Origin of the sequence: Pseudomonas sp. 2(2015), assembly GCF_000955865.1 — a bacterium.
Classification (GTDB): Bacteria; Pseudomonadota; Gammaproteobacteria; order Pseudomonadales; family Pseudomonadaceae; genus Aquipseudomonas.
The window spans coordinates 153,097-166,723 of sequence record NZ_JYOF01000010.1; the positions used below are offsets into that span (position 1 = coordinate 153,097).

The window sequence follows — 13,627 nt, forward strand, 5'->3', positions numbered from 1 at the left end:
GTATGTATAACCAGTACTCCAGCCGCCAGCCCGTACCGCGCCGTGATCGCCCATTCCGTCGACGACCCGTTCTACTACCTGCACAACTTCCAGCAAGTGCTCGACTGGATCGAGCTGCGCTATGCCGACCTGCTCGACGACCAGGAGCAGGCCTTCATCAGCCAGTTTCGCCAGCAGCCGCAGGCGGCCCGGGCCTTGCTGGTGCGCATGGTGATGCGCAAGGGTCAGCTGTTTCGCCCGAGCAAGCTCGACTACGCCGAAATCGGCTCGACCCAGGCTGCCCTGGCGCCATTGCTGGCCCTGGGCTGGGTGGTCGATGACGGCGTGCTGAGCCTTGAGCAGCTGTTCCAGCTGCTGCGCAAGGACGAGTTGGCCCAGGGCTTTGCCGACCGGCTCGAACGGCCACGGGCAGCCAAGGGCGAACTGCTGGCCCAGTTGCAGGCCCTTGAGCTGCCGCCGCAGCCGTTGCAGCAATGGCTGCCGGGCTTTGCCGAGCCGATCATCGAACTACGCCTGCAGGCCTTGTGCGACCGTCTGCGCCTGCTGTTCTTCGGCAACCTGTACCAGGACTGGTCGGAGTTCGTGCTGGCCGACCTGGGCCTGCTGCGCTACGAGCAGGTGGCCTTCAGCGCCGACTCGCGGGCCTTGCGCCAGCGCAGCGACATCGATGTGGCGCTGGCCTTGCACCAGTGCGCCGAGCTGCTCGAGCAGGGCGTGGCGCTTGAACAGGTGGTCGGGCACATCGAGTGCCTGGACAGCGACAACCCCTGGCTGCTGCGCCGTCGCTCGCGGCTGCTGTACCAGCTTGGCCAGCACAGTGAGCGCCTCGGTGACTGGCCGCTGGCCCTGCGCATCTACCCGCGCAGCCAGCATCCGCAGGCGCGCATCCGTCATGTGCGGGTACTGGAGCGTAGCGAGCAGTGGGCGCAGGCGTTCGAACTGGCCTCACAGATTGCCCGGCAACCGGCCAACAGCCTTGAGCTCCAGGCCCTGGCGCGGATGCTGCCGCGTTTGCAGCGCAAGCTGGGCGGGCCGCCGCAGCCACGGCGGGCCAAGCCCCAGGTCAGCCTGGTCGAGCTGCAACTGCCGGCCGAACTGGCGGCGCTGGGCGTCGAGCAGGCCGTGCAGTTGCACCTGGGGCAGGGCGGCGGGCAGGTGCATTACGTCGAGAACAGCCTGTTCAACAGCCTGTTCGGCCTGTTGTGCTGGGAGGCGATCTTCGCGCCGTTGCCGGGGGCGTTCTTCCACCCGTTCCAGAGCGCCCCGCAGGACTTGCACGACGCCGAGTTCCAAAGCCGGCGCAGCGAGCTGTTCGCCCGCTGCCTGGGGCAACTGGACGACGGCAGCTACCGGCAGACCATCCGCCGTCATTTTGTCAGCAAGCAGGGGCTGCAATCGCCCTTCGTCTATTGGCAGGTGCTCAGCGAAGAACTGCTTGAGCAAGCCCTGGCCTGCCTGCCCCCGGCACACCTGAAAAGCTGTTTCGAGCGCCTGCTCGAAGACATCCAGGCCAACCGTTCGGGCATGCCTGATTTGATCCAGTTCTGGCCCGAGCAGCAACGCTACCGCATGGTCGAGGTCAAGGGCCCGGGTGACCGCCTGCAGGACAGCCAGCTGCGCTGGATCGAATTCTGCGCCGGGCACGGCCTGCCGGTGGAAGTCTGTCACGTGCACTGGGCGCCATGAGCTACAGCGTGGCGGTGCGGGCGTTGTGCGAGTTTACCGCCAAGGTCGGCGACCTCGACCTGCGATTCACCCCGTCGCCCACGGCCCAGGAGGGCATCAGCGGCCACCGGCGGGTGGTGGCCGGGCGCGGCGAGGGCTACGAGGCCGAGGTCAGCCTCGAAGGCCAGTATGCGGCCTTGCAGGTGCGCGGCCGCGCCGACGGCTACGACCCGCGGCTCAACCGCCTCGAAGAAATCAAGACCTATCGCGGCGACCTGGCGCGCCAGCCCGACAACCATCGCCAGTTGCACTGGGCTCAGGCCCGGGTCTACGGCTGGTTGTTGTGCCAGCAGCGCCAGTTGCCGGCATTGCGCCTGGCGCTGGTGTACCTGAATGTCGACAACGATGAACAGACCCTGGTCGAAGAGCAGCGCAGTGCCCAGGAGCTTGAACAGTTCTTCAACGCCCAGTGTGCGATCTTCCTGCACTGGGCCGAGCAGCAGCTGCAGCGCCAGGCCTTGCGCAATCAGGGCCTGCAGGCCCTGGCATTCCCCCACGGGCAGTTTCGCCATGGCCAGCGTGAACTGGCCGAAACCGTCTACAAGGCGGTCAGCACCGGCCGCTGCCTGATGGCCCAGGCCACCACCGGCATCGGCAAGACCTTGGGCACGCTGTTTCCGCTGCTCAAGGCCATGGTCCCGCAGCAACTGGACAAAATCCTCTTCCTCAGCGCCAAGACCCCCGGCCGCGCCCTGGGGCTGGAGGCGCTGCGCCAGGTGATGGCCAGCGCCACCCAGCCGGCCCTGCGCAGCCTGGAGCTGGTTGCCCGCGACAAGTCCTGCGAATACCCCGGCACGGCTTGCCATGGTGATGCCTGCCCGTTGGCCAAGGGCTTCTACGACCGCCTGCCAGCGGCGCGCCAGGCCGCCCAGGCCGTGGCGGTGCTGGACAAGGCCGCCCTGCGTGAGGTGGCCCTGGCCCATCAGGTGTGCCCCTATTACCTGGGCCAGGAGATGGCCCGCTGGGTCGATGTGCTGGTGGCCGACTACAACTATTACTTTGACCAGAGCGCCTTGTTGTTCGGCCTGGCCCAGGCCAACCAGTGGCGTCTGGCACTGCTGGTGGACGAGGCGCACAACCTGGTCGAGCGGGCCCGGCAGATGTACAGCGCAAGCCTCGACCAGGGCCAGTTGCTGACCCTGCGCAAGCTTAAGCCGGCCGGGCTGGGCAGCGCCCTGGAGCGCCTCAATCGCCAGTGGAATGCCCTGCACAAGGCGCAGCTGGCGCCTTACCGGGTGGTCGACGGCCTGCCCGACGCCCTGCTCAAGGCCTTGCAACAGTGCATCGGGCTGATCCAGGAGCAACTCAACCAGACGCCGACTGGTATTGACCCTGCGGTGTTACAGTTCTTCTTTCAGGCGCTGCAGTTCAGCCGCGTCAGCGAGTTGTTCGACGAGCACTTCCTGTTCGATATCAGCAAGCGCCCGGGCCCGGGCAAGCGCGCCTTGTCGACCCTGTGCCTGCGCAACGTGGTGCCGGCGGCGCTGATCGGCCCGCGGCTGACTGCAGCGCGCAGTGCCACCCTGTTTTCCGCCACCTTGAGCCCGCGCCATTACTACGCCGACCTGCTCGGCATGCCGGCCGATTGCGCCTGGCTCGAGGTCGCCTCACCGTTTGCCGCCGAGCAACTGCAGGTGCGGGTGATCAGCAGCGTCTCGACCCGTTACCAGCACCGCGAGGCGTCGCTGGCGCCAATCGTCGAGCTGATCGCCGAGCAGTATGCCCAGGCGCCGGGCAACTACCTGGCGTTCTTCAGCAGTTTCGACTACCTGCAGCAGGTCTCGAGCCTGTTGGCCGCGCGCTACCCGGCCATCAGCCAATGGAGCCAGGCGCCGGGCATGGACGAGCAGCAGCGCCAGGGTTTTCTTGAGCGTTTTGTTCCCCAGGGCCAGGGCGTCGGCTTTGCCGTGCTCGGCGGCGCCTTTGCCGAAGGTGTCGACCTGCCGGGCACGCGCCTGATCGGCGCGTTTGTCGCCACTCTCGGGCTGCCCCAGGTCAACCCGGTCAACGAACAGATCAAGCAGCGCATGGCCCGGCTGTTCAGCGCAGGCTTCGACTACACCTACCTGTATCCCGGGGTGCAGAAGGTCATCCAGGCGGCCGGCCGGGTGATTCGCGGCAGCGACGACCGTGGCACGCTGTTGCTGATCGATGACCGCTTCGCCGAAGCCCGCGTACAGCGCATGTTTCCGGCCTGGTGGGCGCCTGAGCAGAAATAATCGCCGGCGCGGGGATAGTCACGGTCGCTTGCTGGTCAAAGTGCCAGTAAACTGCGTGTTTTCATCACCCTGAACATCCTTTCTTGAGGTTTTGCATGAAGCTCAGTCCTTTGGCGGGCAAACCGGCCCCGGCCTCCGTGCTGGTGGATATCCCGCAACTGTTGACCGCCTACTACACCGGCCAGCCCGATGCCAGCATCGCTACCCAGCGCGTGGCCTTCGGCACCTCCGGGCACCGTGGCAGCTCCCTGGACCTGAGCTTCAACGAAAACCACGTGCTGGCCATCAGTCAGGCCATTTGCCTGTACCGCCAGACCAAGGGCATCGACGGTCCGCTGTTCATCGGCGCCGACACCCATGCGCTGTCGACCCCGGCCGCAGCCAGCGCCCTGCAGGTACTGGCGGCCAACGGCGTTGAGGTGATGTTGTCCAAGGACGACGAGTACACCCCGACCCCGGCGGTGTCCCACGCCATCATCTGCTACAACCGCGGGCGCAGTAGCGGCCTTGCCGACGGCATTGTCATCACCCCGTCGCACAACCCGCCGCAAAGCGGTGGCTTCAAGTACAACCCGCCCAACGGCGGCCCGGCCGACAGCGATGTCACCAAGTGGATCGAGGCCAAGGCCAACGACCTGCTGGCAGCGGGCCTCGACGGCGTCAAGCGCATGGCCCATGAGCAGGCGCTGGCGGCCAGCACCACCCACCGTCATGACTATGTCGCCAGCTACGTCGCCGACCTGGAAAACGTCATCGACTTCGACGTGATCCGCGGCGCCAACCTGCGCCTGGGCGTCGACCCGCTGGGCGGGGCAGGGGTGCGCTACTGGTCGGCGATTGCCGAGCACTACAAGCTCAACCTGGAAGTGGTCAACACCGAGGTCGACCCGACTTTCCGCTTCATGTCGGTCGACTGGGACGGGCAGATCCGCATGGACCCATCCTCGCCGTACGCCATGCAGGGCCTGATCGGCCTGCGCGAGCGCTTCGACGTGGCCTTTGCCTGCGACCCGGACCACGACCGCCACGGGATCGTTACCAAAAATGGCCTGCTTGCCCCGAACAACTACCTGGCGGTGGCTATCGACTACCTGTTCCAGCACCGTCCCCAGTGGCGCAGCGACGCCGCCGTGGGCAAGACCGTGGTTAGCAGCGGCCTGATTGACCGCGTCACCGCGCGCCTGGGCCGTCGCCTGTTCGAGGTGCCGGTGGGCTTCAAGTTCTTTGCCGACGGCCTGTTCGATGGCTCCCTGGGCTTTGGTGGCGAGGAGAGCGCTGGCGCCTCGTTCCTGCGCAAGGACGGCAGCGTCTGGACCACCGACAAGGACGGCCTGATCCCGGCCTTGCTGGCGGCGGAAATCACCGCGCGCACCGGCCGCGACCCGAGCCAGGCCTATGCCGAGCTTACCGCTGCGCTGGGCGAGCCGTTTGCCACCCGCGTCGAGGCCAAGGCCAACCCGCAGCAAAAGGCCCTGCTGAGCAAGCTGGCACCCGAACAGGTCAAGTCGACCATGCTCGCCGGTGAGCCGATCGAGCAGATCCTCAGCCATGCGCCGGGCAACAACCAGGCCATTGGCGGCCTCAAGGTGATGACCGCCAACGGCTGGTTCGCCGCGCGGCCGTCGGGTACCGAGGACATCTACAAGATCTACGCCGAAAGCTTCATCGATCAAGCGCACCTGCAGCGCCTGGTGGCCGAAGCCCAGGAACTGGTGGACGCGGCGATTGCCTGATCGCTAAAAGCATCGCTGGCAAGCCAGCTCCCACAGGTGTTGCAAATATCTGAGAGATATCACCTGACCTGTGGGAGCTGGTCTTGCCAGCGATGGGCCGCATAGCGGCCCTAGGCGACATCAACCAGCACTATCTCGCTGTCCTGCACCGCCATCACCCTGAGCACCTGCTCATCCTCGATCGCCAGCCCGTCACGGGCTTCGACGCTCACGCCGTTGACTTCAACCAGGCCCTTGGCCGGCACCAGGTAGCCTCGACGCCCGGCTTCGAAGCGGTATTCGGCGCTTTCCCCGGCGCGCAAGGTCGCCGCCACCAGGCGTGCATCGGCACGAATCTGCAGCGCCTGCTCATCGCCTTCACGGCCGCTGGCCAGGGTCACGAAGCCTTCGCCGCGCTCGCCTTTGGGGAACGGCCGGGTGCCCCAGGACGGCGCCTGGCCGACGCGCTGCGGGATGATCCAGATCTGGAAGATGCGCGCATCGACCTGCTCCAGGTTGTACTCGCTGTGGGTGATGCCGGTGCCGGCACTCATCACCTGCACGTCACCGGCTTCGGTCCGGCCCTTGTTGCCCAGGTTGTCCTGGTGGCTGATGGCGCCTTCACGTACATAAGTGATGATTTCCATGTCCCGGTGCGGGTGCGGCGGGAAGCCGCTGCCGGCGGCGATCAGGTCGTCGTTCCAGACCCGCAGGGTACCCCAGTGCATGCGCGCCGGGTCGTGGTACTCGGCGAACGAGAAGTGGTGATGGGCGTCGAGCCAACCATGGTTGGCATGGCCAAGGCTCTTGAACGGGCGCAGTTGCAGCATGATGGTTGTCCTCGAAAGTGAGTGGATGGGACAAATGATCCATCAATCAATGATCGAAAATAAGCGTAAATTTCGGCTGATAATAATCATGCTTGTCGATATATAGAGCTGCGGTAATTTGTACGCTTCATCGCCTAATTCACTGATCTACAAGTAATCGGCTGGTGATTTTTGCCCGATGGAGCGAACATGGCCGCTGGTTTTCATTCTGTTGGAGTCGGTGTGTCTGAAGAGCGTCCCAAGCTACCCCTGGAGTTGATTGCGCCGGCGCAGTTGCCTTGGCTGCGGCGCCTCGCTGCGCGCCTGCTGGGTCGAGGCCTGAGCCGTTTGCAGGCGCAGCACCGCGACTCCTGGTTCCAGGGCCATGCCAATGGTCAGCGCACCGGTCACGCCGATGGCTTGCGCGAAGGCTACGAAGAAGGGCGGATTGATGGCTACGAAGCCGGGCGCCAGGTTTTGGTGATCCGTGACACCCGCCCCGACGGCCATGGCGTGCCCGGGCTCGACGACGCCCTGTTCGACGACTGGCGCCTGGCGCTGACTGCCGAGCTCAAGAAGCGCTTCAAGGCCGACGTCGCCCAGCGCCTGCCAGCCCACGCCCAGCCGAGCGCGGCGCAGTGGAAGATGATCTTCAGCGACACGCCGTCGACCTGCGTTATCGCCGGTGCCGGCGCCGGCAAGTCGACTTCGCTGGTACTGCGCATCCTGCTGTTGCGCCATTACCTGGGCTACGAGCTGGACGCCATGACCGTGGTGACCTTCACCCGCGAATCGCGCAAGGACTTCATCAACCGCCTGGTCCAGGTCTTTGCCCTGTGGCAACTGGAACTCAGCCAGGTGCAGGCGCGCGAGCTGGTGCGCACCTTCCATTCGCGCATCCTGCCGCTGGTGCGCAGCCTGCCGGGTTTCAGCCAGGTGCGCGCGTTCGAGACCCTGGGCAGCGAAATGCCCGGCGGCAGCGAAGCCAATGCTGACAGCAATCCGTTCGACCTGCGTATCAACGATGCCCAGCGCCAGCAACTCAACCTCTGTTACCGCGACCTGCTGGGCAGCAGCCCGCGCTTTGCCGAGCTGATCGCCGGCCTGCGCCGCGAGGCCCTGCAGCTCAAGGCGCTGGACCGCGACCACCCCGATGTGCAAAAGCGTGTGGCGGTGACCCAGCTGTCGGCCAGCCGCGATGAAGAGCTGTGCGACACCCTCGAAGACCTGTGGTTTGCTGCCGGTGCCTGGCCGATCAAGGGCATCGAGCCGAGCCGCGAAACCGTCGAAATCAACGGTAGCCGCTTTCATTTCCATGGCCATATCGCTGAGCTGGACGCTTACGTAGTGCTCGGTTTCGACCCCAAGGAAAACCAGCAGTACAAGCGCCCCGGGGCCAAGCTGCCGGTGTGGGCGGAGTGGGTGATCAAGCGCACTCTGTTTCAAGCTTTCTGCGATAAGCCTGTGATCTGGCTGGAAAACTACGCTGCGGCCAAGCGCCTGACATCGTCCCTGGCCGGTGATGCCGTGGCCGGGCCGGGCTTTGATTACAAGGTCAAGGGCGAGCTGGGCGCGGCGCCGCTGCTGGATGCCTTTGTTGGCGCTGCCGGCTTTATCGAGAACCTCGGGCTTGAGGTCAATAAGGCGGTCGGTGCCATGAGCTTCCCGGCCGGCGACACCGACGCCCTGTTCTTTGAAGCCCTGGGCCTGTACTGGAAAGCCCTGGAGGCGCACCTGCTGGGCCAGTCGCCGCCGATCATGAGCTACAACCGCATGTTCGCCCTGTTCGGCGAGAACAACCCGCAGAACCTGCAACTGTTGCCCGACCCGCTGTTGCGGCCGTTGGCACACCTGATGATCGACGAGTTCCAGGACGTCTCGCCGCAGATCGTGTCCTGGCTGCGCGCCTGCCTGCGCGAGATCCGCCGCCGTGGCCCGGCCATGCAGGTCGGGCGGGTGGCGCAGCATTCGTCGCTCTTGTGCGTGGGTGATGACTGGCAGTCGATCTACGGCTGGCGTGGCAGTTCGCCCAAGTACTTCATGGAGTTTGCCAAGGAGTTCCCGGCGCCGAGCAGCACGCGGGTGATGCTCGCCGACAACTACCGCAGCCACCAGCACATCATCGATGCGGCCGAGCATATCGTCAAATCGGCGCCGGCCATCAGCGGCAAGAAGGCCAGGGCTTGCGGCCCGGCGGCCGAGACGCCGCTGCCGGTCAAGGTGCTCGAGCGTGACGAGGCGAGCCTGGCCGAAACCCTGCTGGAGCACTACCGCAACGGCGAATCGGTCATGCTGCTGTACCGCAAGAGCAGCGACAAGGCGGCGATTGCCGAGCACCTGCAGGCACTGGTCAACCACGAAGGCGGTTTGCCGGCGGCGCAACGGCGCCTGCGCCAGCTGACCTATCACAGCGCCAAGGGCCTGCAGGCCGACGCGGTGTTCATGCTCGGCGACTGCCAGCACCTGACCCATTCGCCGTACAAGAACCAGGTCTATCGTCAGGCGGGCCTGGGCCGCAGCGGCGATGCCCAGGCGTTCGACAACGCGCAAAAGGACGAAGTCCTGCGCCTGGCCTACGTGGCCATTACCCGCGCGGCGAAACACTGCTACTGGTATGTCGAGAAGCCCACGGCAGAGGCGGCCAACCTGCCTCGCGCCTCCAGCCAGGTGGATGGGCGCAAGGCCTTTTTTGCCGACGAGCGCGTGCCTGGCTAAGGCCGCTTGACCCGGCACCAGGCGGCGTACAGTGCCGGCAGGAACAACAGGGTGAGGGCGGTGGCGACGATCAGGCCGCCCATGATGGCCACCGCCATGGGCCCGAAGAAAATGCTGCGCGACAGCGGAATCATCGCCAGCACCGCCGCCAGGGCGGTCAGCACGATGGGCCGAAAGCGCCGTACCGTGGCCTCGATGATCGCCTGCCAGCGGTCCATGCCGGCCTTGATGTCCTGTTCGATCTGATCGACCAGGATCACCGAGTTGCGCATGATCATGCCCGACAGGGCGATGGTGCCCAGCAGCGCGACAAAGCCGAACGGCTGCTGGAACATCAGCAGAAACAGGGTGACGCCGATCAGCCCCAGCGGGGCGGTGAGGAACACCATGATCGAGCGCGAGAAACTGCGCAACTGGACCATCAACAGGGTCAGCACCACCACGACGAACAGCGGCAAGCCAGCCTTCACCGACTGCTGGCCGCGCGCCGAGTTCTCTACCGTGCCGCCGACTTCCAGCAGGTAGCCGTCAGGCAGGCTGGCGCGGATCGGCTCCAGGGTCGGCTGGATCTGCTTGACCAGGCTCACCGGTTGCTGGTCGCCCTGGATATCGGCGCGAATGGTCACTGTCGGCAGGCGGTTGCGGTGCCAGATCACCCCCTCTTCAAAGCCGTATTCAAGAATCGCGATCTGCGCCAGGCTGACGCTATGGCCCTGGGCGGTCGGCATCGACAGGCTGGACAGTTGCGACAGTTGCTGGCGCTCCTGCTCGCTGCCGCGCACAAGAATCTCGATCAGTTCGTTGTCTTCGCGGTACTGGCTGACCGCAGCGCCGGTCAGCGAGCCCTGGAGGAACCGCGACAGGTCGGCGGTGCTGGCCCCCAGCGCCCGGGCGCGGTCCTGGTCGATGTTCAAGCGCACCACCTTGCTTGGCTCTTCCCAGTCGAGGTGGACGTTGAGCACATGGGGGTTCTCGCGAATTTTGTCGGCCACCTGGCGGGCCAGGGCGCGAACCTCCTGAATGTGTTCACCCGATACCCGAAACTGCACCGGGTAGCCCACCGGCGGCCCGTTCTCCAGGCGTGAGACCCGTGTGCGCAGGGCCGGGAATTGTTCATTGAGGGTCGCGACCAGCCACTGGCGCAGCGCTTCGCGGTCCTCGATGGTTTTCGCCAGCACCACGAACTGGGCAAAGCTTGCCGCCGCCAGTTGCTGGTCCAGGGGCAGATAGAAGCGCGGCGAACCGGTGCCGACATAGGCCACGTAGTTGTCGATGCCGTCATGCTCGGCCAGCAGGCGCTCCAGGCGATGGACCTGTTGTTCGGTCGCGGTCAGCGATGCACCCTCGGCCAGCTTGATATCTACCATCAGCTCCAGGCGCCCCGAGGCCGGAAAGAACTGCTGCGGGACGAAGCGAAACAGCAGGATCGAGGCGACGAACAACCCCAGGGTCAAGGCGATCACGGTTTTGCGATGGTCCACGCACCAGGCCACCAGTGCCCGCACCCGGCGGTAGAAGGGCGTGTCGTAAGTGGCCTGGGCGCCGTGCGCCTGGGCTTGCGCGCCGGTGTGGCTGCGCTGTGGCAGCAGCCGTGCGCCCAGGTAGGGGACGAACACCACCGCGGCGATCCACGACATCAACAGCGCCAGGGTCACCACCTGGAAGATCGAGCGGGTGTATTCGCCGGTGTCCGACTGCGCGGTGGCAATCGGCAGAAAACCTGCGGCGGTGATCAGGGTGCCGGTGAGCATCGGAAAGGCCGTGCTGGTCCAGGCGTAACTGGCCGCGGCCAATCGGTCGAGGCCTTGCTCCATCTTGATCGCCATCATTTCCACGGCAATGATCGCGTCGTCGACCATCAATCCCAGCGCCAGCACCAGTGCCCCCAGGGAGATCTTGTGCAGGCCGATGCCCAGGTAGTACATGGCGGTAAAGGTCATGGCCAGCACCAACGGGATCGACAGGGCCACGACCAGGCCGGTGCGCAGCCCCAGCGACAGGAAGCTGACCACCAGCACGATCACCAGGGCTTCGCTCAGCACCCGGACAAACTCGCCGACGCCGGTCTTTACCGCCGCCGGCTGGTCAGAGACCTTGTGCAATTGCATGCCCGCCGGCAAGTGCTGCTGCAGGCGGGCAAACTCGCCTTGCAGAGCCTGGCCGAGGACCAGGATGTCGCCGCCGGCCTTCATCGACACGGCAAGACCGATCGCCGGTTCGCCCATGAAGCGCATGCGCGGCGCCGGCGGGTCGTTGAAGCCGCGCTTGACCTCGGCAACGTCACCCAGGCGAAAGGTATTGCCGGCTACCTGCAGGGGGAAATTGCGGATCTGCTCGACGGTCTCGAAGCGCCCGCTGACCCGCAATTGCACGCGGTCGGTCGGGGTCTCGACGAAACCGCTGGCGGCCACCGCGTTCTGTTCCTCAAGGGCCTGGCGCACCGCGCCGAGGCTCAGGCCGAGGTTGACCAGCTTGGTGTTCAACAACTCGATCCAGATCTTTTCATCCTGCAGGCCCAGCAGCTCGACCTTGCCGACGTCCTTGACCCGTTGCAGCTGCAACTGGATGCGGTCGGCGTAGTCTTTGAGCACGGCATAGTCGTAGCCCTGGCCGGTCAAAGCATAGATGTTGCCGAAGGTGGTACCGAACTCATCGTTGAAGAACGGCCCGAGCGTGCCCTGGGGCAGGGTGTGGCGGATATCGCTGACCTTCTTGCGGACCTGGTACCACAGCTCGGGCAGTTTCGCCGAGTTCAGGGTCTGGCTGGCAGTGAAGATCACCTGCGATTCCCCCGGGCGCGAGAACGAGGTGATGCGTTCATACTCGCCGGTTTCCATCAGCTTCTTTTCGATCCGTTCGGTGACCTGGCGCGCCACCTCTTCGGCGCTCGCCCCGGGCCACAGGGTACGGATGACCATGGCCTTGAAGGTGAAGGGCGGGTCTTCGCTCTGGCCCAGCTTGGTGTAGGCCAGGGCGCCGGTCACGGCCATCAGCAACATCACATAGAGGACGATCTGGCGATTGCGCAGCGCCCAGGCAGACAGGTTGAAATTCATCCGGGCTACTCCTTGCCGGCCAAGACAACCTGACGGTTCTGGTTATCGACCGGCTGGACCTTCTGCCCCTCGCGCAGCACCTGAACCCCGGCGCTGACCACCCAGTCGTCCGGCGCCAGCCCCTGCAGCACCGCGACCTGCTGTTCGCCATAGCTGCCGATGCTGACGAAGGCACGGCGCAGGGTCGATTGCTGCGGGTCGACCACCCACACAAACGGCCGGTTGGCTTCAGCGCTGAGCGCCGACAGCGGCACTGCCAGGGTCGCGCTGGCTTCATGGGCGATGAACACTCGCGCGCTTTGCCCCAGCTCCACCGGCACTGCGTTGTCGGTGAAGGTCACCCGGGCGGCAAAGGTCCGTGAGCGCGGGTCGGCCGACGGTGACATCTCGCGGATCTGGCCGTTGAAGCGCCGTTGTGGTTGCGACCACAGCTCGATCGATACCGGCTGGCCAATGCGAAAACGCTCGAAGGCTTGCTCCGGCAAGTTGATCAGCACTTCACGCTCGCCGTCGGCGGCCAGGCTGAACACCGTGCGCCCGGCGCTGACCACCTGCCCGACTTCGAGCATGCGCCGGGCAATCACCCCGCTTTGAGTGGCGCGCAGCACGGCATAGTCGGCCTGGTTGCGGGCACTGTTGAATTGCGCGGTGGCCTGCCTGAGCTGGGCTTCGCCTGCGCGGTAGGCGTTGTCGACATTCTCGAATTGCGAATGGCTGACCATATTGCGCTGCAACAGCCGTTGGTAGCGATCACGCTCGGCCTGCACCAGGCGCAGGTTGGCCTGGGCGGCGGCCACCTGGGCGCGGCGGGCGTCGAGCTGAAAATGCAGGTCTTGCGGGTCGAGTTGCGCCAGTGGCTGGCCCTCGCGAACCTTCTGGCCAACCTCGACCAGGCGCTTGCTGACCTTGCCATCGATGCGAAAGGCCAGCTCCGGCTCGAAGCGTGCGCGCACTTCCCCCGGGTAGGCATCGGCCAGGTCGGTCGCCGCCTGCGGGTGGACGATCAGCACGGCGAGGGGAGGGGGCGAAGGCGGGGCAGGGGCGTCGCAGGCCGCGAGCAGAGCAATGAGGCTGACAGGCAATACCATAGACAACACGGGGCTGTGCATGCGGATAAACCTTCCCTGGGCGTTGTAATTGTTATGGGCAGCGAAAAGATCCTAGGTCTGCTACCCCCCAGCGTCCAGTAATGAAATGTAAATCCGGGCAACGCTGAAACTGCAATTTCAACGGGAAAATAGCGTGACCGTTTGGTCACTGTAAGACCGATAGTTATTTATTAAAAAATATCAACTCATTTGAATATCCGTTATCGCCAATCCCTCTTTATGGCGTGATGCCCGGTCTAGACTTGTTACTCGATGCTGGTGTGACAACATCTTTACAGGTAA

Annotated in this window: 7 protein-coding genes; 4 read left to right on the forward strand and 3 right to left on the reverse strand. The window is 65.1% G+C overall.

Features of this window, described 5'->3' with window-relative positions; genetic code table 11:
* The first annotated feature begins 42 nt into the window (after nucleotides 1-42).
* The 3 genes from UB48_RS14455 (at nucleotide 43) to pgm (ending at nucleotide 5,677) form a co-directional block, all read left to right on the forward strand.
* A complete protein-coding gene (locus tag UB48_RS14455; protein WP_045198179.1) occupies nucleotides 43-1,686 on the forward strand; it encodes a VRR-NUC domain-containing protein in 1,644 nt (547 codons plus the stop codon).
* Nucleotides 1,683-3,944: an ATP-dependent DNA helicase gene (locus UB48_RS14460; protein ID WP_045198181.1), complete on the forward strand. Its 2,262-nt coding sequence runs from the start codon at nucleotides 1,683-1,685 to the stop codon at nucleotides 3,942-3,944. The genes UB48_RS14455 and UB48_RS14460 overlap by 4 nt, the downstream gene beginning before the upstream one ends.
* Nucleotides 3,945-4,039: 95 nt before the next feature.
* Nucleotides 4,040-5,677, forward strand: coding sequence for a phosphoglucomutase (alpha-D-glucose-1,6-bisphosphate-dependent) (gene pgm, locus UB48_RS14465; RefSeq protein ID WP_045198183.1), 1,638 nt, complete (start codon nucleotides 4,040-4,042; stop codon nucleotides 5,675-5,677).
* A gap of 110 nt (nucleotides 5,678-5,787) precedes the next feature.
* Here the strand turns inward: pgm and UB48_RS14470 are convergent, their stop codons facing one another.
* A complete protein-coding gene (locus UB48_RS14470) occupies nucleotides 5,788-6,486 on the reverse strand; it encodes a pirin family protein (RefSeq protein ID WP_045198185.1) in 699 nt (232 codons plus the stop codon).
* Between the two features lie 189 nt (nucleotides 6,487-6,675).
* Here UB48_RS14470 and UB48_RS14475 point away from each other — a divergent pair, with 189 nt between their 5' ends.
* Nucleotides 6,676-9,180 carry a UvrD-helicase domain-containing protein gene (locus UB48_RS14475; protein ID WP_045198187.1) on the forward strand — a complete coding sequence of 835 codons (2,505 nt, stop codon included), beginning with the start codon at nucleotides 6,676-6,678 and terminating at the stop codon, nucleotides 9,178-9,180.
* On the opposite strand, the gene UB48_RS14480 is transcribed toward UB48_RS14475, so the two are convergent.
* Nucleotides 9,177-12,236 (reverse strand): efflux RND transporter permease subunit, encoded by a 3,060-nt coding sequence (locus tag UB48_RS14480; protein WP_045198189.1) that lies wholly within the window; start codon nucleotides 12,234-12,236, stop codon nucleotides 9,177-9,179. The two genes, UB48_RS14475 and UB48_RS14480, sit on opposite strands and share 4 nt — an antisense overlap.
* A gap of 5 nt (nucleotides 12,237-12,241) precedes the next feature.
* A complete protein-coding gene (locus tag UB48_RS14485; RefSeq protein ID WP_045198191.1) occupies nucleotides 12,242-13,345 on the reverse strand; it encodes an efflux RND transporter periplasmic adaptor subunit in 1,104 nt (367 codons plus the stop codon).
* Between the last annotated feature and the right edge of the window lie 282 nt (nucleotides 13,346-13,627).